This window comes from Nonomuraea sp. NPDC051941 (assembly GCF_044593615.1).
The window spans coordinates 65,242-89,606 of the sequence record NZ_JBIUCF010000017.1 but is presented as its reverse complement, the minus strand read 5'-3'; the positions used below and the strand labels follow the sequence as shown (position 1 = coordinate 89,606).

At 71.6% G+C, this 24,365-nt stretch carries 20 protein-coding genes; 8 read left to right on the top strand and 12 right to left on the bottom strand.

Annotated features, from left to right (window positions below; translation table 11 throughout):
* Positions 1–4 precede the first annotated feature (4 nt).
* Positions 5–469: a hypothetical protein gene (locus tag ACIHFD_RS27800; protein WP_350738118.1), complete on the bottom strand. Its 465-nt coding sequence runs from the start codon at positions 467–469 to the stop codon at positions 5–7.
* A 92-nt stretch (positions 470–561) separates the two neighbouring features.
* Complete coding sequence (locus ACIHFD_RS27795) at positions 562–1,410, bottom strand: AraC family transcriptional regulator (RefSeq protein WP_397369328.1); 849 nt, start codon at positions 1,408–1,410, stop codon at positions 562–564.
* A gap of 135 nt (positions 1,411–1,545) precedes the next feature.
* Between ACIHFD_RS27795 and ACIHFD_RS27790 the strand changes: the two genes are divergently transcribed.
* Positions 1,546–2,511: a DMT family transporter gene (locus ACIHFD_RS27790; RefSeq protein ID WP_397369327.1), complete on the top strand. Its 966-nt coding sequence runs from the start codon at positions 1,546–1,548 to the stop codon at positions 2,509–2,511.
* A complete protein-coding gene (locus ACIHFD_RS27785; protein ID WP_397369326.1) occupies positions 2,508–3,524 on the top strand; it encodes a class I mannose-6-phosphate isomerase in 1,017 nt (338 codons plus the stop codon). Before ACIHFD_RS27790 ends, ACIHFD_RS27785 begins: the two co-directional genes overlap by 4 nt.
* Before the next feature lie 11 nt (positions 3,525–3,535).
* Here the strand turns inward: ACIHFD_RS27785 and ACIHFD_RS27780 are convergent, their stop codons facing one another.
* From ACIHFD_RS27780 to ACIHFD_RS27770, 3 genes are read right to left on the bottom strand one after another with little or no spacing between them, the layout of a single operon-like run.
* Positions 3,536–4,531, bottom strand: coding sequence for a hydroxyacid dehydrogenase (locus ACIHFD_RS27780; protein WP_397369325.1), 996 nt, complete (start codon positions 4,529–4,531; stop codon positions 3,536–3,538).
* Positions 4,528–5,577, bottom strand: coding sequence for a LacI family DNA-binding transcriptional regulator (locus ACIHFD_RS27775; RefSeq protein ID WP_397369324.1), 1,050 nt, complete (start codon positions 5,575–5,577; stop codon positions 4,528–4,530). The genes ACIHFD_RS27780 and ACIHFD_RS27775 overlap by 4 nt, the downstream gene beginning before the upstream one ends.
* Positions 5,561–7,447, bottom strand: a complete 1,887-nt coding sequence (locus ACIHFD_RS27770) for a DUF2264 domain-containing protein (RefSeq protein WP_397369323.1) — start codon at positions 7,445–7,447, stop codon at positions 5,561–5,563. Before ACIHFD_RS27770 ends, ACIHFD_RS27775 begins: the two co-directional genes overlap by 17 nt.
* Before the next feature lie 272 nt (positions 7,448–7,719).
* Between ACIHFD_RS27770 and ACIHFD_RS27765 the strand changes: the two genes are divergently transcribed.
* The 4 genes from ACIHFD_RS27765 to ACIHFD_RS27750 are packed head-to-tail and all read left to right on the top strand — an operon-like array spanning position 7,720 to position 13,926.
* On the top strand, positions 7,720–9,717 hold the full coding sequence (locus tag ACIHFD_RS27765; RefSeq protein ID WP_397369322.1) for an ABC transporter substrate-binding protein: 1,998 nt from the start codon (positions 7,720–7,722) through the stop codon (positions 9,715–9,717).
* A gap of 4 nt (positions 9,718–9,721) precedes the next feature.
* Positions 9,722–10,711 carry an ABC transporter permease gene (locus ACIHFD_RS27760; protein ID WP_397369321.1) on the top strand — a complete coding sequence of 330 codons (990 nt, stop codon included), beginning with the start codon at positions 9,722–9,724 and terminating at the stop codon, positions 10,709–10,711.
* A gap of 12 nt (positions 10,712–10,723) precedes the next feature.
* Positions 10,724–11,803, top strand: a complete 1,080-nt coding sequence (locus tag ACIHFD_RS27755) for an ABC transporter permease (protein WP_355195422.1) — start codon at positions 10,724–10,726, stop codon at positions 11,801–11,803.
* 14 nt (positions 11,804–11,817) lie between these two features.
* The gene (locus ACIHFD_RS27750) at positions 11,818–13,926 is read left to right on the top strand and encodes a dipeptide ABC transporter ATP-binding protein (protein ID WP_397369320.1); all 2,109 of its coding nucleotides are present in this window, start codon (positions 11,818–11,820) and stop codon (positions 13,924–13,926) included.
* On the opposite strand, the gene ACIHFD_RS27745 is transcribed toward ACIHFD_RS27750, so the two are convergent.
* The 4 genes from ACIHFD_RS27745 to ACIHFD_RS27730 form a co-directional block, all read right to left on the bottom strand.
* Entirely contained in the window at positions 13,873–15,402 is a 1,530-nt protein-coding gene (locus ACIHFD_RS27745; RefSeq protein WP_397369319.1) for a hypothetical protein, read from the bottom strand. The genes ACIHFD_RS27750 and ACIHFD_RS27745 overlap by 54 nt on opposite strands.
* Positions 15,403–15,463: 61 nt before the next feature.
* Positions 15,464–16,819 (bottom strand): ABC transporter substrate-binding protein, encoded by a 1,356-nt coding sequence (locus ACIHFD_RS27740; RefSeq protein WP_397369318.1) that lies wholly within the window; start codon positions 16,817–16,819, stop codon positions 15,464–15,466.
* 23 nt (positions 16,820–16,842) lie between these two features.
* On the bottom strand, positions 16,843–17,748 hold the full coding sequence (locus ACIHFD_RS27735) for a carbohydrate ABC transporter permease (RefSeq protein ID WP_397369317.1): 906 nt from the start codon (positions 17,746–17,748) through the stop codon (positions 16,843–16,845).
* Positions 17,745–18,656: a carbohydrate ABC transporter permease gene (locus ACIHFD_RS27730; protein ID WP_397369316.1), complete on the bottom strand. Its 912-nt coding sequence runs from the start codon at positions 18,654–18,656 to the stop codon at positions 17,745–17,747. The genes ACIHFD_RS27735 and ACIHFD_RS27730 overlap by 4 nt, the downstream gene beginning before the upstream one ends.
* Before the next feature lie 384 nt (positions 18,657–19,040).
* Between ACIHFD_RS27730 and ACIHFD_RS27725 the strand changes: the two genes are divergently transcribed.
* Both ACIHFD_RS27725 and ACIHFD_RS27720 read left to right on the top strand, forming a co-directional pair.
* Positions 19,041–20,027 carry a LacI family DNA-binding transcriptional regulator gene (locus ACIHFD_RS27725; RefSeq protein WP_364248968.1) on the top strand — a complete coding sequence of 329 codons (987 nt, stop codon included), beginning with the start codon at positions 19,041–19,043 and terminating at the stop codon, positions 20,025–20,027.
* A gap of 56 nt (positions 20,028–20,083) precedes the next feature.
* Positions 20,084–22,165, top strand: a complete 2,082-nt coding sequence (locus tag ACIHFD_RS27720) for a beta-galactosidase (RefSeq protein WP_397369315.1) — start codon at positions 20,084–20,086, stop codon at positions 22,163–22,165.
* Here the strand turns inward: ACIHFD_RS27720 and ACIHFD_RS27715 are convergent.
* The 3 genes from ACIHFD_RS27715 to ACIHFD_RS27705 all read right to left on the bottom strand — a co-directional run bounded on the left by ACIHFD_RS27715 (position 22,159) and on the right by ACIHFD_RS27705 (position 24,266).
* Positions 22,159–23,136, bottom strand: coding sequence for an arabinan endo-1,5-alpha-L-arabinosidase (locus tag ACIHFD_RS27715; RefSeq protein ID WP_397369314.1), 978 nt, complete (start codon positions 23,134–23,136; stop codon positions 22,159–22,161). The genes ACIHFD_RS27720 and ACIHFD_RS27715 overlap by 7 nt on opposite strands.
* A gap of 129 nt (positions 23,137–23,265) precedes the next feature.
* A complete protein-coding gene (locus ACIHFD_RS27710) occupies positions 23,266–23,751 on the bottom strand; it encodes a hypothetical protein (protein WP_397369313.1) in 486 nt (161 codons plus the stop codon).
* Positions 23,748–24,266, bottom strand: a complete 519-nt coding sequence (locus ACIHFD_RS27705) for an RNA polymerase sigma factor (protein ID WP_397369312.1) — start codon at positions 24,264–24,266, stop codon at positions 23,748–23,750. The genes ACIHFD_RS27710 and ACIHFD_RS27705 overlap by 4 nt, the downstream gene beginning before the upstream one ends.
* Between the last annotated feature and the right edge of the window lie 99 nt (positions 24,267–24,365).

Genomic DNA, 24,365 nt, shown 5'->3' with positions numbered 1-24,365 from the left:
GCCGTCAGCCGCGGGCCGCGTGCTGCGACCCCGGCACGGCGGCCGAGGTCACGGCCGCGCCCCGGCGCGCCGCGTAGAGCGCCACGGTGAACAGCAGCAGCGCGTTGAGGCCGTGCACGAGGCCGACCATCGGGATGCTGTGGCCGACGAGGCCGAAGGTGATCTGCAGGACGACCAGCAGCAGCACCAGCCCGGCCGCCTTCACGGCCCCGGGGAGCTTCGCCCAGAACGAGGAGATCAGCAGGAGCAGCGCGAGGACCGGGATGACGAAGATCCCGTTCATGCCGTGGATCATGAGCCCGAGGGCCTCGGCGAACGGCGTCTCGCCGCTCTCCATGAGCGTCTTGTCGACCACGCCGCCCCCTTCGACCCACAGGCCGAGCCCGGCGTCCGCCCAGACCACCATCGACGCCTGCACGGCGACCTCGATCGCCACCAGGTAGGCCAAGACCTTGTAGACGTTTTTCATCGCATCCTCCCTGTCCGGTGTTGTCGCGAGTCACGTTAGGGAGGGTGACTTGGGGCGGAATGGTGGCAGACTTGGGACGGACTGAGAAGAGGTCAGACCGGTCGTGCCAGTCGATACTGGGTCGGCGTGACGCCGTACGAGCGGGTGAACCAGCGGGTGAGATGGGCCTGGTCGGTGAACCCGGCCTCGACGGCCACCCGGGCCGCCGGATGGCCCTGGGCGAGCAGGCGGCGGGCGGCGCGCAGCCGCAGCTGGCGCTGGTAGTCGCTGGGCGCGAGCCCGTAGGCCGTGCGGAAGGCCCGGTAGACGGCGTACCGGCTGGAGCCGGTCCAGGCCGCGAGGTCGTCGGCGCTGATCGCCTCGGCGTGGCGGTCGTGGATCAGCTCGCGCGCCTTGACGGCCAGCCGCGTGACGGCGGGGGCGCTGAGGGCGGCGGGCGGTCCGGGCGGCGTGCGCGCGGCCAGGTGCACGAGGGCGGCGACGGTGGAGGAGAGCAGCTCGTCGCGTTCGAGCGGGCCGGCGCCGTGCTGCAGCGCGGTGTGCAGCCGGCGCAGCCGCTCCGCGAGCACGGGCGAGCCGAGGACCGGCGCGGCGAACAGGGGCCGCCCGGCGGGGCGCCCGGTCAGGTCCCGGAGCACGTCGATGATCAGGTCCTCGCCGATGTGCACGATCCGGTACGTGAAGCCCAGCTCGTGGGCCGCGTGCCCGTCGTGCACCTCGTCGGGGTTGAACGCCATCACCATCCCGGCCGCGCTCGTGTGCCCGGCGCCACGGCAGGTGAAGGTCTGCGCGCCGTGCTCGGTGACGCCGAAGGAGTAGGTCTCGTGGCTGTGCCGGTGGTAGCGGTGGCGCAGGAAGCTCGCGTACATGGCCTCCAGCGGCATCCCGTCCGCGCGCCAGTAGCTGGTCCACTCCCGGGGCCGACGGCGTTCGCCGGTCATGGCGTCACCATCCGGTCATCGCCGCGCACGAGCGTACAAGACCGGCATGGCGCCCCGGGCGCAGGCTGGATCGCTGCCGCCGCGCCCGTCTCCTCTGTCCCCTGGCGCGGACCGGCGTGTCGCGGAGGTGAACCCATGGCAAGCACTGTAACGAGCGGCACCAAACCGTACCTTCTGCTGGTCACGACGATGCTGCTGTGGGGGAGTGGCTTCGGCGCCTCCAAGGTGATCGTCGACCACCTGCCCCACTCGGTGGTCGCGACCCTGCGCTTCGGCGGCGGAGCCCTGGCGCTGCTGGTCGCCCTGCGGCTCTCCCGGCAGCCCGGTGGCCGGCGGCGGCCGCCGGTGCGCGACTGGGCGCGGGCGGCCGGCGCGGGCGTGCTGGGCGTCTTCGTCTACAACGTGCTGTTCTTCTGGGGGCTGTCCCTGGCTCCCGCGATCGACGGGAGCACCATCGTCCCGGTCATGAGTCCGGTGCTGACCACGTCCTTCCTGCTGGTCATGGGCCGGGAGCGGGCGTCGGCGGCGCGGGTGGCGGGGCTGGCGATCGGCGCGGCCGGCGCCGTGGTCTTCTTCGTGGGCTCGGGCGGGGAGGCGGGCGCGGGCCAGGGCCGGCTCGCCGGGGACCTGCTCTTCCTGCTGAGCGCCGGCTGCTGGGCGGCGTTCACGCTGATGGGCCGCCGCGTGCTCGCCGGCATCGACCCGCTCAAGGCGACGACGTACGCGACGGTGAGCGGGGCGGTACTCCTGGCGATCTACAGCGCGCCGTCGGCCGCCGAGGTCGCCTGGCACGACGTGCCCGCCTACGTCTGGCTGAACGTGGCCTTCGTGGCGCTCGGCCCGACCGCGGTGGCGAACCTGCTGTACTACCGGGGCATCCGCGACGTGGGGCCCGCGTCGGCGTCGATCATGATGTTCGTCGTGCCCGTCGTCGGGACCGCGTGCTCCGCCCTGTTCCTGGGAGAGTCGTTCGGCACCGTGCAGGCGGTGGGCGCCGCCGTGCTGCTCATCGGCGCTGTCCTCGCCGTTACCCAGGGTAGGCTCCCGGCAAGGCGGCGCCGGACTTCGGCGAGTACGCCCGGCATGATGGAGAGTGCATGACGATTTACCGGTTGCCCGCCAACACACCGCGCTCGTTCTACCGAGGCGAAGGGCGCATTGGCACGTTCCGCGGCGTCCGTCCCGCCGATGACCCGTACTTTCCGGAGGACTGGATCGCCTCGACCACGAGCCGGCACGGCGCGGCTCCCGCGGGGCTGACCACGCTGCCCGACGGCCGGTCGCTGGCCGAGGCGATCGCCGCCGATCCCGTGTGGTGGCTGGGGGAGCGGCACGTCGCGGAGCACGGCGCCGACCCGGCGATCCTGGTGAAGCTGCTCGACGCGGGCGAGCGCCTGCCGCTGCACGTGCACCCCGACCGTCGTTTCGCCGCCGCCCACCTGGCCTCGCCGTACGGGAAGACCGAGGCGTGGGTGATCGTCTCGGCCGAGCCGGGGGCTGCGGTGCACCTCGGCTTCGCCAGGGACGTCGAGCCGGGCGAGCTGGCCGGCTGGGTCGCGGACCAGCGGATCGACCGGATGCTCGACGCCACCAACCGGGTGCCGGTGCGGGCCGGCGACGCCATCCTCTGCCCCGCGGGCCTGCCGCACGCCATCGGGGCCGGGGTCCTCATGGTCGAGGTGCAGGAGCCGACCGACTTCTCCGTGCTGCTGGAGTGGGCGGGCTTCGACATTGACGGCCCGGCCGCCGGGCACCTGGGGCTCGGCTACGATCAGGCGCTCGCCTGCGTCGACAGGAGCGGCTGGGGTGAGGAAGGGCTCGCCGAGCTGAGCCGCGCCCGCCGCCCGCCGGCCGACGCCAGGCCCGGGGTCCAGCGGCTCTTCACCGAGCTCGCCGACGAGTTCTTCGCGGCCGAGCGGCTGCGGCCCGATCCGGTCAGCGTGCTGGAGCCGGCGTACTCGGTCGTCGTGATCACGGCCGGTGCCGGCTCCGTCGAGTGCGAGCACGGCGCGCCGCTCCAGGTCGTCGCCGGGGACACGCTGCTCGTCCCGTACGCGGCCGGGAAGTGCGCGCTGCGCGGCGACGTCACGGCGGTGCGCTGCAAACCGGTGTGAACCGACGGGAGTCAGGCGATCCGCGGCAGGTCGGCGAGATGGACCTGCCCGTGCAGCGGCCGTCCCGTGACGAGCCGTTCGACCTCGCCCACCGCGTACTCTCCCAGCGCGCGCAGTTCCTTGCCCCGGGCGCCGCTGACGTGCGGGGTCACCCAGACCCCGGGCGCGGACAGCAGGGGATGGCCCGCCGGCAGGGGCTCGGGGTCGGTGACGTCGAGGATCGCGTTGAGCCTGCCGGACACGCACTCGCCGGTGAGCGCTTCGGTGTCGACGAGCGTGCCGCGGGCGGTGTTGATCAGCGTGGCGCCGTCCGGCAGCAGGCCGAGGCGGCGCTTGTCGAGCAGCCGGTACGTCTCGGGCAGGGCGGGCGCGTGCACCGTCACCAGGTCGGCGCGGCGGCACAGGTCGTCGAGCCCGACCGGCTCGCAGCCGAGCTCGCGTGCCTGCCGGTCGTCCAGGTAGGGGTCGTTGAGCAGCGGCGTCACCCCGAACGGTCTGAGCCGCTCGATCACCAGCCGGCCGACGCGTGAGGCGCCGATGACGCCCACGGTGAAGGCGCCGAGCCCCGCGCGCTCGCCGGGAGCCGGGACGCCGCCGGGGTGGGGGCCGTCCGGCCAGCCGCCCGTGGCGTAGGCGTGGACCCGGCGCGGCACCGACTTGGCGGCCAGGACCAGCATCGAGATCGTGTAGTCGGCGACCGGCACCGCGTTCGCCGCGGCGGCCGACGACACCACGATGCCCCGCCGGAACACCTCGGCGGTGACGTGCTCCTTGACGCTGCCGGCGGCGTGCGCGATGGCCCGCAGCCTGGGCGCGCGCTCCAGCACGGCCGCGTCGATGCGGGGGCACCCCCAGCCGGTGATCAGCACCTCCACGTCGGCGAGCGTCCCCCCGAGGTGGGGGAGCACGGCGTCGGGGGCGTCGACCAGCCCGGCCAGCCGTTCGCGCACGTCATCGGGGAAGAGCTCGCCGAACAACGCGCCGTGCATCGCGAAGGCGGCTCTCACCGCACGCTCCGCAGGCGCCCCACCGAGCTCCTGACCACGATGTGCGTGCCGAGCGTGATCGGCGGCTCGGCCAGCGGGTCCTTGCCGGACAGCGCGAGGCGTACGGCCGCCCGGCCCAGCTCGGCGTGCGGCAGGTGGACGGTCGTCAGCCCGATGTCCTCGGCCGGGGGCACGTCGTCGTAGCCGACGATGGAGACGTCCTCGGGGACGCGCAGGCCGTGCTCGTGGATCGCCTGTACGGCCCCGGCGGCGATCACGTCGGTGGCGGCGAAGACCGCGGTGAAGTCGTCGTGCCCGGCGGCGAGCCGCCGCTTCATGGCCGCGTACCCGCTGGCCCGGTCGAAGTCGCAGGGCACCTCGAGCACCGGGTCGTGGTCGAGCCGGTGGTCGGCGAGGGCCGCCCGGTAACCCGCCACGCGGCTGTCGGACGTGGTGTGGCCGGGGCGCAGCCCCAGGTAGAGGATGCGCCGGTGCCCGGCAGACAGCAGGTGGGCGGTGACCGCGTGGGCTCCTCCCGTGTTGTCGAACCCGACGGTGAGCGCCGGGACCCCCTCGCCGAGCGGCGGCCGGCCGCACAGCACCAGGCGCGAGCCCGAGGAGGCCAGCCCGTGGGCGTAGTGCGTCATGCGTTCGCGGTAGTCGTCGTCCAGGATCACGCTGCCCACCAGGATCACCGCCTCGGCGCGCTGCTCGCGCATCATCCGGACGATGCTGAGCTCGCGCTCCATGTCGCCGCCGGTGGTGCAGATGAGCGACAGGCGACCCTCGGCGGCGGCCTGCTCCTCCACGCCCTGGGCGATGTAGGCGTAGTAGGGCACGGACACCGAGTTGACGACGATCGCCACGGCTCCGGGCGAGGCCACGGACAGGGCCCTGGCCTGGGCGTTCGGCACGTAGTCCAGCTCGCGCACCGCGCGCAGCACCTTGTGCCTGGTGCTCGGCTGCACCGGGTAGTCGCCCGCCAGGGTGCGCGAGACGGTCGCCACCGAGACCCCGGCCTGCTTGGCGACGTCGCGGATGGTGACGCGTTTAGCCGGTCCAGACAACGCGCTCCCCCACGGGTCCGTTGCGGGTGTAGCCGGGCTCGCGGCCGAGCGCGACCGTGACCCTTGATCCAGCGGCATCATTCCACGAGACCTCGTCGCCCTTCACCCGGATATCCGGCGCCTGCGCGGGGGAGTCGCGGCCCAGCCGCACCGCCGAGACGTAGACCGCGGCGCCACCCGGGTGGGCGCCGACCAGGTACGGCGTGGCGGAGTGCGGGCCGATCGCGTTCTCGTCCTGGCGCAGCGCCGCCTGGGCGGTGCGCCAGCCGTGCAGCCCGGCGATCTCGCTCACCAGGCCGCTCACGGGCCCGCTTACAGGGCCGCTCCCTGGGCCACCCGCTGGGCCGCTCACTGGGCCGGTCGCCACTGACGCGGTGAGCCCGGCCAGGGTGACCGCGCACGGCTCGCCGGAGGCGAGGGCGTGACCGCCGTCGCGGACCACGCTGCCCGCCGGGGCGGTGACGCGGTGCACGCGCACCTCCCACGGGCCGTCGAGCACGGAGGCGGTCTCCACGACGACCTCGCCGTCGGCGTAGCGGGAGGCGGCGAAGCCGTGGGCGATGCCGATGCGCTCGATGCGGCGGCGGCGGGTGGCGCGCCCGTCGGGGAGCAGCACGGCGAGATGGTTGTCGACGTTCTCGGCCCGGCCGCCGGGGCCGGTCTCGGGCGCGGTGTGCGTGGAGTAGCCGAGCTTGGCGTAGTGCGGGTCGTCCTTGGCGCTGTCGGGGTCGTTGCCGTCGCTGCCGTGGTTGACCAGGCGGGTGACGCCGTCGGTGCGGTGCAGGAGCCAGCCGGGCGCGGGCAGGGCCAGGGCGAGGTCGCCCTCGCCGGGCGCGGTGGCCGGGGCCGTCCAGACGGGGTGGTCCGGGCCGAGCAGCAGTCCCAGGAAGCCTTTGCTCGCCCAGTACGGCGACGCGGGACCCGAATATCCCTGCGTCGTCGGCAGGTGCGGCCGGTGCCACCCCAGGGTGAGCAGGCCGCGCTCGTCGGGCACGCCGTGGGCGGCGAAGTGGTCGAGCGTGCGGCCCGCCATCAGGCGCGTGGTCCCCGGCCCGACGGGGGAGGCGTCGAAGATCGCGCCGAGCCAGAGCGGGGCCAGGCTCGCCATCCGGTACGTGAGCGACCGGCCCTGGTGCATCGGCGCGCCGTCGGGGGCGAAGAAGTGCCGGTAGCCGTCCAGGAACGTGCGCAGCCGCTCCTTGTGGACCGTGGCGTCGGCGCCTGACATCCTGGCCCACCACAGTGTGTAGAGGTGGATCGCCCAGCCGCAGTAGTAGTCGTAGTTCTGCCCGGCGCCGTCGGTGTACCAGCCGTCGCCGACGTACCAGCGCTCCACGTCGGCGAGGTGCCCGTCGATCTCGCCCTGGTCGTACGGCCCGCCGACCCCGGCCAGGAACTGCTCGACGATCACCTTGAACAGCACCCAGTTGCACGGCCAGGCGCGCTTGCCCACGATCCCGCCCAGCCAGGACACCACCCGCTCCTGGACGCCGGGGTCGAGCCGGTCGAACAGCAGCGGCCGGGTCTCGTGCAGCGCGATCGCGATCGAGGCGGCCTCCACGATCGTCTGGTTCAGATCGGTGATGGCCGGCCAGGCATATTCGTGGCCGGGGTCGGTGCCGTGCGCGAGCCCGTCGGCGTAGCGTTCCAGCAGGCCCGCGGGCGCGCCGGCCGGGTCGCCCGCGAGGCGGAACGCGGCGAGCAGGAAGGTGCGCGCGAACCCTTCGAGCCCGTCGGAGCCGGGCCCCGACCAGCTCGTCCGGCCCGGCAGCCGGTACTGCGCGAAGCCGGGGGAGGCGTACGGCAGCACGGCGTCGAGCAGCCCGTCCGCCGTCTTCACCCAGTGCTCGCGAGGGCGGTCAGCGCGCACGACTACCTCCAGGTAACCGGTTACTCGTCGGCTCGGGCCGAACATACGCACGCGCCACAAGCGCCGTCAAGGGCGGTTCTGTCCGAAGGTAACGAGATGCTAACAACTCCGCCCAGCCGCACGGTGAACCCGCTGCTAAGTCCGGAATTTCGGGAATCTTCGCCGCGCGGACGGGTCTTGACGACCGTGTCAACGGCTTTTAACGTTCAGCGCAACTTGTCGAGTAACCGGTTACCAAGCCATCCGCCCCCAGCCGTTCTTGGAGTCTCGACATGGCCTATCGACCCGATCCCTCCAGCCTCAGCCGTCGCGACCTGATCAGGCTCGGCGGCGGCGCCCTCCTCGTCACCACGTCGCTGTCGGCGTGCACCGCCACCGGATCGCAGGGCGGATCGCAGCCGTCGAAGAGCGCACCTCCGGCCGATCGCCCGCTGGAGGCCCCGATGCTCGCCGACCGGATCAAGGCGGGCAAGCTGCCCCCGCTCGCCGAACGGCTGCCCGAGATGGCCGACCGCCTGGTCGTGGACGGGCCCCAGGGCCTGGGCGGCTACGGCGGCACCTACCACGGCGCCTGCCTCGGCGAGGGCGACGACCCGTGGCTGGAGCGCCTGATCGGCTACGAGCCGATGCTGCGCATGGACCCGGGCGGCAAGACGACGCTCCCCGGCACCCTCAAGGAGGTCGCCGCCAACGCCGACGGCACCGAGTACACCCTGCACATGCGCAAGGGCATGCGCTGGTCGGACGGCGAGCCGTTCACCGCGGACGACGTGATGTTCGCGATCGAGGACGTCTACTTCAACGAGCAGGTCACCCCCACGGGGGTGCCGCCGCTGCTGCACGTGAACGGCGAGCGCGCCAAGGTGGAGAAGGTCGACGACCACACGGTGAAGCTCACCTTCGCCAAGCCCAAGGGCGACTTCGTCGACGGCTGCCGCACCGCCACCTGGACGGGGGCCAACTTCGGCTTCTATCCCAAGCACTACCTGAAGGACTTCCACCCGACGTACAACAAGAACGTCGACAAGGACATGGAGAAGAAGGGGTTCGGCGAGTTCGCGGCCTACTGGGAGGACCGGATCAAGTGGTGGAACAACCCCGAACGCCCGACCCTGCACGCGTGGGTGGTGACCGACCCGCTCAACACCGGCGACCGGGCGGTGGCCGAGCGTAACCCGTACTACTGGAAGGTCGACTCCGGCGGCGCGCAGCTCCCCTACATCGACAAGCTGGAGTTCGCGATCATCCAGGAGGCCGAGGTGATGCTGCTCCAGGGCGTGGACGGCAAGCTCGACTTCCACGCCCGGCACATCAACTCCGACGTGAACAAGCCGGTGCTGGCCGAGGGACGTCAGAAGGGCGGCTACCACTTCATCAAGGTCGAGCCGACCACGATGAACCGGATGATCATTTCCCTGAACCTGTGCCACAAGAACAAGGAGCTGCGCGAGGTCTTCAGGAACAAGGACTTCCGCGTCGGCCTGTCCCACGCCATCGACCGGCAGAACATCATCAACACCGCCTACCAGCGCCAGGGCGAGCCCTGGCAGGCGGCGCCGCACCGCAACTCGGAGTTCTTCGACGAGCAGATGGCCAAGCAGTACACGCAGTACGACGTGAACCTGGCCAACCAGCACCTCGACAAGGCGGGGCTGAGCAAGAAGGACGGCGAGGGCTTCCGCCTGCTGCCGGGCGGCGACCGGCTGCGCTTCTCGCTCGACCTGATCACGCTGTTCCCCGAGTGGGCCAACGCCGCCGAGCTGGTCCGCCAGAACTGGGCGGCGGTCGGTGTCGAGATGAAGGTCAACCCGATCGAGCGCACCCTGTTCTACGACCGCAAGGCGGCCAAGGCCAACGACCACGACGCGAACGTCTGGGCCGGGGACGGCGGCCTGCGCATCGAGATCGACGAGCCGCGCTGGTGGTTCCCCAACGGGGAGGAGTCCAACTACGCCACCCGCTGGGGCATGTACTTCCAGACCCGTGGCAAGAGCGCGGACGGGGAGAAGCCGCCCGCGCAGACGCTGCGCCAGATGGAGCTCTACTGGCAGATGCGGACCGAGCCCGACCAGGCCAAGCGCAAGGAGCTGTTCCGGCAGGTCCTCGCGATCGCCAAGGAGCAGTTCTACGCCATCGGGATCGTCCTGCCCACCGACGGCTACGCGATCGTCAGCAACAAGCTGAAGAACGTGCCGGCCGGCTATCCCGACGCCTTCCAGTTCCTCTCGCCCGGGCTCGTCAACGTGCCGACCTGGTACTTCGGGGCCTGAGACGATGCTGCGCTACCTCGGCAGGCGCGTCCTCGTCCTCATCCCGACGCTGGTCGCCATCTCCGTCATCACGTTCGTGGTGATCCAGCTCCCGCCGGGCGACTACCTGACCACGCTGACCGCGCAGCGGGCCGCCCAGGGCGACGCCGTGCCCACGGGCGAGGTGGCCCGGCTGACCGAGCGCTACGGGCTGGACCAGCCGGTCGTCGTGCAGTACTGGCAGTGGATCTCCAACATCCTGTTCCACGGCGACTTCGGCGAGTCCTTCGACTACGCCCGGCCGGTCACCGCGCTGCTCGCCGAACGGCTGCCGCTGACGATCACGCTGTCGCTGGTCACGCTGATCTTCATCTGGGCGGTGTCGTTCCCTATCGGCGTCTACTCCGCGATCCGGCAGTACTCCGCGGGCGACTACACCTTCACCTTCCTCGGCTATCTCGGGCTCGCCGTGCCGAACTTCCTGATCGCGCTGGTGCTGATGTGGGTCGGGCTCAAGTTCTTCGGCCTGAACGCGGGCGGGATCCTGTCGCCGGAGTACCGAGACGCCCCGTGGAGCCTGGCCAAGGCAGGCGATCTGGTGGCCCATCTGTGGATCCCGATCGTCATCTGGGGCACGGCCGGCACCGCGGGCAACATCCGCGTCCTCCGCGCCAACCTGCTGGACGAGCTGCGCAAGCCGTACGTGGTCGCGGCCAGGGCGCGCGGCATGCCCGAACGGAAGATGACGATCATGTATCCGGTGCGGGTGGCGATGAACCCGTTCTTCTCCACCATCGGCTGGGTCCTGCCCGGCCTGATCGCGGCGGACGCGATCACCTCCAAGGTGCTCAACCTGCAGACCACCGGGCCGCTGATGCTGCGCGCGCTGCTCGCCCAGGACATGTACCTGGCCGGGGCGATCCTGCTGATCAGCGCCGTGCTGGTGGTGGTCGGCACGCTGGTCTCCGACCTCGCTCTCGGCTGGCTGGACCCGCGCGTCCGGCTCAGGTACTAGGAGGGCCCGATCGTGAAGGATGAGACCCTCGCCGTCGCGTCGCAGTGGAAGCTCGTCTGGTGGGGCTTCAAGCGCCACCGGGTCGCGCTGGTCTGCGGCTTCGTCACGGTCGCCATCTACCTGGTGGCGGTCTTCGCGCCGTTCCTCGCTCCCGGCTCCGGCCAGAAGACCAACGCCGACTACACCTACGCGCCGCCGCAGGCGCTGCGCTTCGACACCGATACCGGGCTGTACGTCCACCCGTACACCTTCAAGCAGGACCCGGAGACGCTGGCGCTGTCGTTCGAGGCCGACGAGGGTAAGAAGGTGCCGGTCGGGTTCTTCGTCAGGGGCGAGCCGTACGAGCTGCTCGGGTTCATCCCCTGGGACCGGCACCTGATCGGCCCTTCGAGCGGGGGGCACATGTACCTGCTGGGCACCGACTCCGTGGGCCGTGACCTGCTGTCCAGGATCATCCAGGGCACCACGGTCTCCATGTCGATCGGGCTGGTCGGCGTGCTGCTCTCGCTGGTGCTGGGCATCGTGCTCGGCGGCGTGTCCGGATACGTGGGCGGCCGGACCGACACGGTGATCCAGCGTGTCATCGAGATCATCATGTCGATCCCGACGATCCCGCTGTGGATGGCGCTGTTCGCGGCCGTGCCGGCCTCGTGGAGCCAGCTCGAACGCTACTTCGCGCTCACCGTCGTCATCTCGCTGGTCGGCTGGACCGGCATGGCCAGGGAGGTGCGGGGCAAGTTCTTCGCCGTACGCGGCGAGGAGTACGTGATGGCCGCGACCGCCGACGGCGCCGGGCGCCTGCGCATCATGTTCCGGCACATGCTGCCGTCGTTCACCAGCCACATCATCGCCAACCTGTCGCTGTCGATCCCGTCGGTGATCCTGGCCGAGACCGCGCTGTCGTTCATCGGGCTCGGCCTGCAGACCCCGATGATCAGCTGGGGCGTGCTGCTGCAGGAGGCGCAGAACATCCGGGCCGTGTCCACCGCGCCCTGGATGCTGATCCCCGGCATCGCGGTCGTGGTGACCGTGCTGGCCATGAACTTCTTCGGCGACGGCCTCCGTGACGCGGCCGACCCGTACAAGCACTGACGCGGGAGGACCTCGTGGAAGAGCCGCTGCTCAGGATCGAAGGGCTGCGCACCCACTTCTTCACCTCGGAAGGCGTGCTCAAGGCCGTGGACGGGGTGGACCTGCCGGTGCCGGCGGGCAGGACCGTCTGCCTGGTCGGCGAGTCGGGATGCGGCAAGTCCGTCACCGCGCGCTCGATCCTGCAGCTCGTGGACCGGCCGGGCCGGATCGTCGAGGGCTCGATCCGCTGGAAGGGCGCGACCGACCTGGCCGGGCTCGACCCGGCAGGGGAGGAGCTGCGGCGGGTGCGCGGCGGCGAGATCGGCATGATCTTCCAGGAGCCGATGGCGTCCCTGTCTCCCATGTACACCGTGGGCGCGCAGCTCTCCCAGGCCCTGCGGCTGCATCGCGACCTGACCAGGCAGGAGGCCCGGCAGGAAGGCGTCGCGCTGCTGCGCAAGGTCGGCATCCCCGACGCCGAGCGGCGCTTCGACGCCTACCCGTTCCAGCTGTCGGGCGGCATGTGCCAGCGCGTGATGATCGCGATCGCGCTGTGCTGCGACCCGGCGCTGCTGATCGCCGACGAGCCGACCACCGCGCTCGACGTCACCACCCAGGCGCGCATCCTCGACCTGATGATGGACCTGCGCGCGCAGAACGACATGGCGATCCTGTTCATCACCCACGACCTCGGCGTGGTCGCGGAGATCGCCGACGAGGTCGCCGTGATGTACCTCGGCAAGATCGTCGAGCACGGCACCGTGGCGGAGATCTTCTCCGACCCCCGCCACCCGTACACGCGCGCTCTGCTCCGCTCGATCCCGGAGCTGCGGGGCAGCGGGGCCCGCCGGCGGCTGACCGCGATCCGCGGCATGGTGCCGTCGCTGCACCGGGTGCCGGACGGGTGCCCGTTCCACACCCGCTGCGACCACGCGATCGACGGGCTCTGCGACACCACACCACCCCCGATCAGGAGGTACGGCGAGGCGCACGTGGCCTCCTGCCACCTCGACGAGGTGCCGGCCGAGCCCCTGGCCGCTGTGCTCCAGGTCGCCGAGCGGGCCGCCCCCGCCCCCGAGGCGGCCGGACCCCTGCTCAAGGTCGAGGGGCTGGCCAAGCACTACCCGATCGGCGGCGGCCTGTTCCGCAGGCCGACGGGGGTCGTCCGCGCCGTGGACGGGGTCGATCTGACGATCCTGCCCGGCCGGACGCTCGGCCTGGTGGGGGAGTCGGGCTGCGGGAAGACCACGCTCGGCCGCTGCGTCGCGCGGCTGGCCGACCCGACCGCGGGCCGGATCCTCTACCGGACGGAGTCGGAGGACGAGGTCGATCTCGCCACGGTGACCGGGGCCCGGCTGAAGGAGTTCAGGAGGCAGATCCGGGTGATCTTCCAGGACCCGTTCTCCTCGCTCAACCCCCGGATGACGCTCCAGCAGATCGTCGGCGAACCCCTCAGGACCCACGGCATCGCCTCCGGCGGCGAGCTGACGGACCGGGTGGCGGACATGCTGGCCCACGTCGGGCTCCGACCGGAGTACATGCGGCGCTATCCGCACGCGTTCTCCGGCGGCCAGCGGCAGCGCATCAACATCGCGCGGGCCCTGATCACCGGGCCCCGGCTCGTGGTGGCCGACGAACCGGTCTCCGCGCTGGACGTGTCCGTCCGCGCCCAGATCCTGAACCTGCTCACCGACCTGCAGGAGGAGCTGGGGCTGACGTACCTGTTCATCTCGCACGACCTGTCGGTGGTGGAGCACATCAGCGACCGGGTCACCGTCATGTACCTGGGCAAGGTCGTGGAGGACGCCGGCACGGCCGACCTCTACCGGCAGCCGCGCCACCCGTACACCGAGGCGCTGCTGCACGCCGTGCCGGTGCCCGACCCGGGCCGGCGGCGGGAGCGGCACGCGTACGAGATCGCCGACGACCTGCCCGACCCGGCCGCGCCGCCGCCCGGGTGCCGCTTCCACACCCGGTGCGCGCACGTCCGCGCCGAGCTGTGCCGCACCGACGTGCCCGACCTGCGCGCGTACGGCGAGCGGCGGGCGGCCTGCCACCACGCGGCCGAGCTCACCCTCGCCGGGGTGGGGTCAATGGCACGTGAAGCGGAGGTCGACGGCCGGATGGCCGGGCGGGACGTGTAGCCGCAGGCGGTGGACGGTGTCGGGGCGGCCGTGGTGGTCGCGGGTGGCGAGCGTCTCGACCGTCGCCGCGAACCCGGGATGGTCGAGGGTGACCAGGCCGTCCCAGCTCACCCGGTCGCCGCGCGCCTCGGGGCGGATCCGGCTGATGAACACCTCCTCGACCGGGACGTCGCCGGTGAACTCGTCACGCAGGTCGAGCCGGCCGTCCCGGTGCCAGCGGAAGCGGCGGACCACGGGCGACGGGTAGGCGGAGCTGAGGTCGAGCGCGAAGGTCAGGCCGTCGGGCGTCTCGGCGTACTCCAGCGCCTCGGCGCGCCCGCCGCGCTGGGGGACGCCGCCGACGACCGGGAGCGAGTGGCCCTCCGCCGAGGGGTGCAGGAAGGTGTGGCGCCGGTCGCCGAAGTAGTCCCGCGTGTACTCGCCGGCCCCGAGGTCGTCCAGCACGTTGCGGCCGCCGGCCCTGAGGACGAAGTGGCCGAGGTCGTCGTGGTTGTGCGGCTCGTCGTTGTGCCCGCCCTTGGCCGCGAAGCCGTGGCCGTGCTCCCCCCGGTCCACCACCCAGGCCAGGTCGGGCAGGTAGCTGGTGGTCTCCACCGGCCGTGACGGCACCGGGCGGTACCAGGCGAGCGTCCTGGACAGGTGGCCCCACCGGTAGCAGTGGTCGGCGTGGAAGGAGGGGACGGCGTCCGGCCCGGGGGTGCCGAAACGCTCGGCCAGCCTGGTGAGCAGGCCGGCCGGGAGGAACGGGTCGTCCGTGGTGTCCGAGAACGGCACGTGCCCGCCGTCGGCGAAGCGCACCCGGTGCGGGAACGCGGCCATCGCGGCCACCTTGGGATGGTCGAGCAGATCCTCCCCGGTGCGCTCGCGCAGCGCCTCGGCGAAGTAGACGAAGTAGCCGAACCCGTAGACCCAGTACGCGACGCCTTCAACACAGCCGCCGTCGTCCCCGTACCCGTCCAGGAACCGCCGCATCGCGGCCCGGCACCGCTCAAGCACCGGCTCGGGGTCGTCCAGCACGGCGAGCGCCGCCATCCCGGCGGCGCCCCCGCACACCGCCTCCCAGTTGTTGCCGAACCCCTCCCACTCCATGGGACGCGGGTCCAGGAACCGGTCGAGGACGCGTTTCCGGACCTCGGCGCGGGCCCGCTCGCCGACCACCGGGTCCACCCGACCGGCGAGCTCGGCCAGCGTGTGGGCGGTCTCGCAGGCGAACAGGTCGACGGGCATCGACCGGTGGGCGGGCAGCACCCACGTGTACTCGTCGCAGGTCGCCCACACCACGTCGTCGAGCGCATCCCCAAAGGGATCGAGCAGGGCCAGGGCCGCCAGCCTGGCGCGGCGGCCGAAGTAGCGCCGCTCGTAGCCCAGCCGCTCTCCCGTGCGCCCGTACTCGCGGAAGGCCGTGTACGGCAGGCCGGGCAGCGGCTCGTCGCTCGCCGCGACCTCGCGGATCTCGCGTTCCAGAGCGGACAGCACGGTCCGATCATAAGGAACGGGCGGCCCGCGGCATCCCGCCGGGGCCGCCCGCTTCGCCGGGTCAGCCGCTGGTGAGCGTGAAGCCCTGCTCGGTGCCGAAGGCGGTGATGCGGTCCTGCCACGCCTTCAGCGCGCCGGCCAGGTCGCCGCCGCCGTCGATGGCCTGGCCAACGGTGTCCTTGAAGACGCTGTTGGCGTACACCTGGAACGGCAGGTACTGCCAGCCGGGGTTGACGGCGGCCGAGGCGTCGCCCAGGACCTGGTTGATCTTCTGCCCGCCGAAGAAGTCCTGCGGCGCGTCACGGAAGGCCGGGTCGTCGAGCAGCGCCTTCGTGGCGGGGAACAGCCCGGCCTCGGAGTTCAGCGACTTGACGGCCTCCGGGTCGGAGTTGAGCCACTCGGCGAAGGCGACGGCGGCCGGGATGTTCTTGCTCTGCGGGATGACCGCGACCGACGAGCCGCCGTTCTCGGAGTTCATCGGCTTGGCCGCGTCGAACTGCGGCATCGGGGCGACCGCCCACTTGCCCTTCGTCTTGGGGATGGAGTTGATGATGCCGTTCGGGGCCCAGGCGCCGGTCAGCCAGGCCGCGTACTTGCCGGAGCCCATGCCCTTCCACCACTCGTCCGTCCAGCCGGGCTGCGGGTCCACCAGCTTCTCGCCGAGCAGGGTGGTCCAGGTGCTGACCCACTGCTTGGCGCCGGGGTCGGAGGACAGCGTGACGCCGACCGAGCTCTCGCCCGAGGTCTTGAACGGCGCGCCGCCCGCCTGCCAGATCATGCTGTCCACGCCGCCGGCGTCACCGGGGTCGATGGTGGTGAGGAAGTTGTCCGGGTTGTCGGCCTTGATCTTCTTGGCCGCGTCCACGAACTCGGCCCAGGTGGTCGGGGGCTTGATCTTCAGCTTGTCGAAGATGTCCTTGCGGTAGAACATCGCCATCGGGCCGGTGTCCTGCGGGATGCCGTAGACGCCGCCGTTGATCGCCACCTGGCCCCACGCCGCGGGGGCGAACTTGTCCTTCAACGAGGCGGCGCCGTAGTCCGCCAGGTTGACGACCTGCTTGGCCAGCGCGAACTGCGGGAGCGCGAAGTACTCGACCTGCGCCACGTCGGGCGCGCCGGAGCCGGCCTTGATCGCGGTCTGCAACTTGGTGTACTGGTCGGCGGACTGCCCCGCGTTCACCACGTTGACCTTGATGTTCGGATATTTCGCCTGGAAGCGGGCGACGGTCTTCTCGACCCCCGTGACCCAGGTCCAGAACGTCAGCTCGGCCGGCTTGCTCAGCGCGTCCTGGACGGCCGCCGTCGCGCTCGGGGCGGCGGCCGGTGCGGTGGCGCCCCCTCCAGAACCGCCACCGCACGCGGCCAGCGCCAGCGACAGGGCCGCGGCGACACCGGCGGTCATCGCATGTCTTCTCATGATGTTTCCTCACTCACGGGGGGTTACTGCTTGACGCTTCCGGTGGCCAGGCCCGACTGCCAGTACCGCTGGAGCACCAGGAAGGCGACGATCAACGGCACGATGGACAGCAGGCTGCCGGTCAGGATGAGCTGGTAGCTGGCGTCGCCGGCGCCCGAGGTGCCGCTGTTGGCCTGGGCGTTCCACTGGTTCAGCCCGACGGTGAGCGGGAACCAGTCCGGCGAGTTCAGCACGATCAGCGGCAGGAAGTAGTTGTTCCAGGTCGCGACCAGCGCGAAGAGCAGCACCGTGACGAACCCGGGGGCCAGCAGCCGCAGGGCGATGGTGCGGAAGATCCTGAACTCTCCCGCGCCGTCGATGCGGGCCGACTCCAGGATCGAGTCGGGCACGGCGTCGGCCGCGTAGACCCGCATCAGATAGAGGCCGAACGGGCTGCACAGCGCCGGGATGAGCACCGCCCACGGGGTGTCGACGAGCCCGACCTGGCTGAAGAGCAGGTACGTCGGCACCGCCAGGGCCGTGCCCGGGATGGAGATCGCGCCGAGCACCATCGCGAACAGCAGCTTGCGGCCCGGGAAGTCGTACTTCGCCAGGGCGTACCCGCCGAGGGTGGCCAGCAGGGCGGCGCCGCCCGCGCCCACCACGGCGTAGAGCACGGTGTTGCCGAACCAGCGCAGGAAGATGCCGTTCTGGTAGCTCAGGGTGTCGCCGATGTTGGCGAACAGGTGGAAGTCCCCGCCGAACCAGAGCCCGAAGGTCGAGAACAGGTCGCCGCTGCTCTTGCTGGCGTTGGCCAGCAGCCAGAACAGCGGGAGCACGGCGTACCCGAACATCACCAGCATGAGCACGGTGAGGGTGGCGCTCTTCCTGCGGCGCTTGGCGGCGGGGGATCGGTGCGCGCCTGACCGGCGCGTGGCGACCGCGGTCACAGGGTCTGCTCCCTTCTCGCCGTGATGAGCTGCACGGCGTACGCGACCACGACGGTGACGAGGCCGAGGACCACGGCGACGGCGGCCGAGTAGTTGATCTGCTGGCCGTTGAAGGCGAGGTTGTAGGCGTACATGTTGGGCGTGTAGCTGGTCGAGATCACCGCGGGCGCGAGCTTCTGCAGGATGTTCGGCTCGTTGAAGAGCTGGAAGCTGCCGATGATCGAGAAGATCGTCGCCACGAGCAGCGCGGGGCGCAGGGCGGGCAGCTTGATGCTCCAGGCAATGCGGATGGCGCCCGCCCCGTCCATCTCGGCGGCCTCGTAGAGCTCCTCGGGGATGGCCCGCAGCGCGGCGTACAGGATGATCATGTTGTAGCCGACGTACTCCCAGGTCACCATGTTGCCGATGGAGGTCAGCATCCAGGGCCGCGACAGCAGGTCGGGGGCCGTGACGCCGAGCGCGTCGCCGATCTGGCCCACCAGGCCGAACTGGTCGCCGTACATGTAGCCCCACAAGAGGGCCGCCACCACGGCCGGCACCGCGTACGGCATGAAGATCGAGATGCGGAACAGCGACGGCCAGCGCAGCCGGCCGCTGTCGATGGCGAGCGCGCACCCCAGGGCGATGAGCAGCATGACGGGCACCTGCACGACCAGGAAGAGCGCCACGCGGAGCAGGCCCGCCCCGAACAGCGCGTCGCCCAGGGCGCGGGTGTAGTTGGCCACGCCGGAGAAGACCGTGCCGCCGATGAGGCGGTCCTGGAAGAAGCTGAGGTAGATCGCGTACGCCAGCGGCGCGACCACCGCGACCAGGAAGACCACGAAGAACGGCAGGAAGAAGGCGTAGCCGGCGACCCGCAGGCGCAGGAGCGGCCGGCCGAGGCCGGGCCGCGCGGCCCGCGCGGTCATGTCGCGCTCCTCTGCGATGTTCGCGCTGCCACGAATACTGGCACTGAGCTCTCCTTGTCGGGGGCCATCTGCGGCGGATGAGCCGCGCTGCTACCTGCGCCACCGTGGGCCTGCCCGCTGCGGTGGCTGCGATGATCGTGTGTTTACGTAAACATGAAGAAGGTGTCCCGTAGTCTGGAGCCGCCGCAGGATCATGTCAATAGGTAACCGTCAGTTAACATACGTGGCGATTTGGTGGTTTTTTATGTCGATCTCTCGCGGCCATTGACGGCTGGGGCATGTTTACGTAAACATCTGGCGAGAGCATCGGACGATCAGAGGTGGCAGTTGGACGGGACGACCCAGGAATCACCGGCGGGACGACGCTCGCGCAGGCGGCCGTCCATGGCCGACGTCGCCGCGATGGCCGGGGTCTCCAGCCAGACGGTCTCCCGGGTGGTCAACAACCGCAGCAACGTCGAGGAGGAGACCCGCCAGCGCGTGCTGTCGGCCATGCGGGTCCTCGGCTACCGGCCCAACACCGCTGCGCGCGCCCTGGTCACCGGCCAGTTCCGCACCCTGGGCCTGATCAGCTTCGGGCTGTCCAGCTTCGGCAACGCCCGCACCGTCGACGCCGTCACCCGGGCGGCGCAGCGCGCCGGATACACCGTGAACATGATCGCCGTCGAGTCGCAGACCGAGCAGGCCGTGCACGAGGCGTTCGATCAGCTCACGGTGCAGGCGGTCGACGGCATCGTGCTCATCGAGGCGCAGATCCTCGACACCCCGTCGCTCCGGCTGCCGCCGGGCGTCCCGGTCGTGATGGCCGACGGCGACGTCAGCCACCGCCACCCCATGGTGGACACCGACCAGGCCCTCGGCGCCCGGCTCATCACCCGCCACCTGCTCGACCTCGGTCACGAGACCGTCTGGCACGTCGCCGGGCCCGAAGACTCCTACGCCGCGCGGCGCCGGGCCGAGTCCTGGCACGCCACCCTCAAGGAGGCGGGGGCCGCCACTCCCCAGTTACTCTTCGGAGACTGGAGCGCGGCCAGCGGCTACAAGGCGGGCCGCGAGCTGGCGCGGCGGCCCGGCGTGACGGCCGTCTTCGCCGCCAACGACCAGATGGCCCTCGGCGTGATGCGCGCGATGATCGAGGCGGGTCACCGCGTCCCCGAGGACGTCAGCATCGCCGGCTTCGACGACCTCGACGAGTCGGCCTACCTCTCCCCGCCGCTCACCACCGTCCGCCAGGACTTCGACGTGGTGGCCGAGAAGATCGTGGCGCTCATGATCGGCCAGATCGAGACCGGGGCGGCCCCGTCCGCCACCGCTTTCGTCGCCCCCGAGCTGGTCGTCCGGCAGAGCACCGGCGCGCCGCCCCGTACGTGACCCAGAAAGAAGGGAGGAGCGGCGGACCTCGCCCCGACGAGGCCGCCGCGCCGACGATGAACGCCGTTCCTCGCGATGTCAGCCCGGTCCCCGGGACCGCCGGCGCCCCGTCACCGGCCGACCGGCTCCGGCGCCGGCTCGGCGGCGTGGCCTTCGGCGGCGACTACAACCCCGAGCAGTGGCCGGCCGAGACCAGGGCGGAGGACCTGCGCCTCATGGCCGAGGCCCGGGTGAACCTCGTCACCGTCGGCGTGTTCGGCTGGGCCCGCGTGGAGCCGGCGCGCGGCGCGTACGACTTCTCCCTCTTCGACCAGGTCCTGGATGACCTGCACGCGCACGGGATCACCGCCGACCTGGCCACCATGACGGCCTCGCCGCCGCCCTGGCTGGTTCACGAGCATCCCGAGATCCTGCCGGTCACCGCCGACGGGACCGTGCTCGGCCCCGGCGGGCGGCAGCACTTCTGCCCGTCCAGCCCGGTCTACCGCGAACGCGCCGCGCTGCTGGCGGAGCGGCTGGCCGAGCACTATCGCGGCCACCCGGCCCTCGGCCTCTGGCACGTCGGCAACGAGTACGGCTGCCACATCCCCGCCTGCTACTGCGAGGTGTCGGCGGACGACTTCCGCCGCTGGCTGCGCGAGCGGTACGGCGACGACATCGAGGCGCTGAACGACGCCTGGTCGACGGATTTCTGGGCGCAGCGCTACGCCACCTTCGACCACATCCGGCCGCCCCGCGTGGCTCCGACGTACCCCAACCCGGCCCAGCAGCTCGACTACCTGCGCTTCAGTAACGAGGCGCTGCGCGCCTGCTACGACCTGGAGGCGGGCATCCTGCGGCGCGTCACCCCCGACGTGCCGATCACCACGAACTTCCTGGCCGGCCTGAAGGCCGTGGACGTCTTCGACTGGGCGCCCGGGCTGGACGTCGTCGCGGTCGACTCCTACCCCGACCCCCACGACGAGCGGCCGCACCTCGGCCCCGGCCTGGTGTACGACACGATGCGCGGCGCCGGCGGCGGGGACCCGTGGATCCTCATGGAGCAGGCGCCGAGCGCGGTGAACTGGCGGGCCAGGAACGCCGTCAAGCAGCCGGGCCAGATGCGGCTGTGGAGCTGGCAGGCGGTCGCGCACGGCGCCGACGCGGTCCTCTACTTCCAGTGGCGGCAGTCACGGGGCGGCGCCGAGAAGTTCCACTCCGGCATGGTGCCGCACGCGGGCGCCGACAGCAGGGTCTACCGCGAGATCGTGGCGCTCGGCAGGGAGCTGGCCTCGGTGCCCGACCTGGCCGGCACGCGGGTGCGCAACCAGGTGGCGATCCTGCTCGACTGGAACAGCTGGTGGGCGCTCGAGCTCGACTCCCACCCCTCCGACGGCGTGCGTCAGCAGGACCGCCTGATCGACCACTACGGACCCCTGTTCGAGCTCGGCGCGGGCGTGGACGTGGTGCCGCCGTCGGCAGACCTGACCGGCTACCGGCTCGTCGTCGTGCCCAACCTGTACCTGTTGGCGGGCGAGGACGCGCGGCGCGTCTCGGCGTACGTCGCCGGTGGCGGCGCGCTGGTCGTCTCGTTCTTCAGCGGCATCGTGGACGAGCACGACCGGGTCCACCTGGGTGGCTATCCCGCGCCGCTGCGTGAGGTCCTCGGGGTGCGGATCGAGGAGTTCTGGCCGGCGGCCGAGCACGAGACGTTCCCCGTACAGGGCTGCGGTGCGCTGGCGCACCTCGAGGGGACGGCCGACCTGTGGCGCGAGGACCTGCGTCTCACCGGGGCCGAGCCCGAGGTCGTCTTCGACGGTCCCGACGGCCGCCCGGCCGTGACCAGGCACGACTTCGGCGAGGGAACCGCCCGCTACCTGTCGACCCGCCTCGACGAGCCCGCCATGCGGGCGGTCCTCGCGCGGGCGCTCGCCGAGGCGGGCGTCACGCCCGCGGTCGAAGGGCTGCCTCCGGGGGTCCAGGCGAGCGTGCGCGCCGGCGCCGGCCGCCGCTTCCTGATCCTGCTGAACCACACCGGCGAGAAGCACGACGTCACCCCCGGCGGGGAGTGGACCGACGCCCTCTCGGGCGAGGACGTCGAGTCCGTCACGCTGCCGCCCTCGGGCGTCGCCGTGCTCCGGTCCGTGGCGGGTCAGTAGACGAAGGGCCAGCCCGCGCTGTCGTACCCGAGGAGGTTGATCCCCAGCAGGGGCGCGCCGTTGTCGGCGTAGTAGTGGTAGTAGAGCACCTCGGCGTCGCTGTCGGGGACCACCGCCTGGTGGCCCGGCCCGTGCACGCTCCCGTGCCCGGCCAGGACCTGGGTGCCGCCGCCCGAGGTCATGGCGACGCCGTTGCGGTCCACGTACGGGCCGGTGACGCTGGTCGAACGGCCGACCATGATCCGGTAGGTGCTGCTCGCCCCCTGGCAGCAGGCGTCGAACGACACCCACAGGTAGTAGTACGAGCCGTGGCGGAAGATGAACGGCGCCTCGATCGCGGTCGTGCCGGTGCGCTGGGCCAGGCCGGTGATCGAGGTGCCGAGGCGCTTGCCGGTGGCGGGGTCGAGCTGGATGAGCTTGATCCCGGTCCAGAACGACCCGAAGGAGAGCCACCAGCGGCCCTGGGCGTCCACGACGAGGTTCGGGTCGATGGCGTTGTAGTTGCTCGACGAGGTGGTCGAGATGATCATGCCCTGGTTCGCCCAGGAGCCTGACGCGCCCGTGGTGCTGGTGGCCAGGAAGATCGCCGAATTGCGCGAGCCGAACGTCGAGGCCGAGTAGTAGAGGTAGTAGCGCCCGTTGCGGTAGGAGATGTCGGGCGCCCACAGGCTGGCGCTGCCGCCGGTGTACGACGTGGTCCACGGCGCGCCGCCGGGGAAGACCACGCCGGCGTTGCGCCAGGCGGTCCGGTCGGTCGAGGTCTTGATCGTGAGGTTGTCGCCGGTGTGCACCAGCAGGTAGGAGCCGTCGGGCCGCTTGACCACGCTCGGGTCGTGCACGCCGATGTCGCCCGTCACCCGTCCGGGGTTGGGATAGGCCGCCGGGGGAGTGGTCGGCGTGGCCAGGGGCACGGGCTCGGGCCGCACCGCGGCGGCACCGAGCAGGAGGGCGACGAGAGCTCGTTTCCACATGACGTGACCTCGGCGGTGGGGGGCTTGACTGCGACAGTCAGGGTTACCGGTCACATGAGTGGTGTCAAGCACGCCTGCCGCCCTCGCAGGTCGGGCGCCTGAAACTTTCACACCCGACCTGCGCACCGCTCATGACGAGGGCGGCTCGGTCAGCTCGCGCAGGCGGCGCAGCAGCGCGGCCTGGCGGGCATGCGCGCGTACGACCAGCACCAGCGCCCCCGCGACGAACAGCCCTCCGACCGCCAGCGGCAGCCCGAGCCCGGTGCCGCGCTGGACGGCGAAGGCGGCCAGCACACCAGTGGTGGTGAGCGAGGCGGCCAGGCCGAGCCAGGCGGCGATCACCCGGTCGGCGGCGAACAACGGCACCCGGCGCGTCACCAGCCAGCCGCCGTAGCAGGCCCAGGCCAGGCAGAACACGGTGAGCGTCGCGAAGGCCAGGTGCGTGCGTCCCGGCAGCGGCCCGGGCTCGCTCCACCACAGCGCGCCCGCGAACAGCGCCCCGGCCGACCCGGCGGCCAGCGCCACCACCGCCCGGAGCCGCCGCTTCGGCGACAGCGCAGGCTCGAGCCGCTCGATCATCTCTCGCGCCGACAGGCGCGGTTCGTCCTCGGTCATGCCCGGGATCCCTTCTCCTCGAGGTGTTCACGCAGCAGGCGACGGGCACGGTTGAGCCGGGACTTGACCGTGCCGGCGGGGATCCGGCAGATCTGCGCGCAGTCCTCCACCGACAGGTCCTCCAGGTAGAACAGGACGAGGATCTCCCGCTCCAGCACCGGCAGCTCCGACAGCGCGCTCACCAGCTCGGCCCGATCCACCACAGCCTCCACCGGGTCCTCGGCGACCACGGCGCGGCCGGCGAGCTCCTCCCGGGCGTACTGGCTGCGCAGGCGGTCGGTCACCGACCGGCGGGCGATCGTGAACAGCCAGGGCGCGAACCGGGCGGGCTCCCTCAGCCGCGGCAGGCCCCGGATCACGGCCAGCCACACCTCCTGGCTCACGTCGTCGGCCCGCTCGGCGTCCAGCATGCGCCGTACGTACGTCCACACCGGCACCTGCCAGCGCTCCACCAGCTCGGCCAGTGCCGCCCGCTCACCCAACTGGGCGCGGACCACCAGCAGCTCATCGGTCATGTCGTCCTCCCGTCACCCAGCACAGTCGGACGAGAAGCCGGCCAGGTTCACCCTTCGGCCGAAAGTACTACGCTGCCGGCGGCCGAAAGGCGGAACGAG

What these genes read in the sequence shown, in the direction of transcription:
- ACIHFD_RS27705 (WP_397369312.1), bottom strand. Translation starts at nt 24,266, where the DNA reads ATGACCGATGAGCTGCTGGTGGTCCGCGCCCAGTTGGGTGAGCGGGCG.
- ACIHFD_RS27795 (WP_397369328.1), bottom strand. Translation starts at nt 1,410, where the DNA reads ATGACCGGCGAACGCCGTCGGCCCCGGGAGTGGACCAGCTACTGGCGC.
- ACIHFD_RS27730 (WP_397369316.1), bottom strand. Translation starts at nt 18,656, where the DNA reads ATGACCGCGCGGGCCGCGCGGCCCGGCCTCGGCCGGCCGCTCCTGCGC.
- ACIHFD_RS27765 (WP_397369322.1), top strand. Translation starts at nt 7,720, where the DNA reads ATGGCCTATCGACCCGATCCCTCCAGCCTCAGCCGTCGCGACCTGATC.
- ACIHFD_RS27725 (WP_364248968.1), top strand. Translation starts at nt 19,041, where the DNA reads ATGGCCGACGTCGCCGCGATGGCCGGGGTCTCCAGCCAGACGGTCTCC.
- ACIHFD_RS27785 (WP_397369326.1), top strand. Translation starts at nt 2,508, where the DNA reads ATGACGATTTACCGGTTGCCCGCCAACACACCGCGCTCGTTCTACCGA.
- ACIHFD_RS27790 (WP_397369327.1), top strand. Translation starts at nt 1,546, where the DNA reads ATGGCAAGCACTGTAACGAGCGGCACCAAACCGTACCTTCTGCTGGTC.
- ACIHFD_RS27760 (WP_397369321.1), top strand. Translation starts at nt 9,722, where the DNA reads ATGCTGCGCTACCTCGGCAGGCGCGTCCTCGTCCTCATCCCGACGCTG.
- ACIHFD_RS27800 (WP_350738118.1), bottom strand. Translation starts at nt 469, where the DNA reads ATGAAAAACGTCTACAAGGTCTTGGCCTACCTGGTGGCGATCGAGGTC.
- ACIHFD_RS27740 (WP_397369318.1), bottom strand. Translation starts at nt 16,819, where the DNA reads ATGAGAAGACATGCGATGACCGCCGGTGTCGCCGCGGCCCTGTCGCTG.
- ACIHFD_RS27720 (WP_397369315.1), top strand. Translation starts at nt 20,084, where the DNA reads ATGAACGCCGTTCCTCGCGATGTCAGCCCGGTCCCCGGGACCGCCGGC.
- ACIHFD_RS27710 (WP_397369313.1), bottom strand. Translation starts at nt 23,751, where the DNA reads ATGACCGAGGACGAACCGCGCCTGTCGGCGCGAGAGATGATCGAGCGG.
- ACIHFD_RS27715 (WP_397369314.1), bottom strand. Translation starts at nt 23,136, where the DNA reads ATGTGGAAACGAGCTCTCGTCGCCCTCCTGCTCGGTGCCGCCGCGGTG.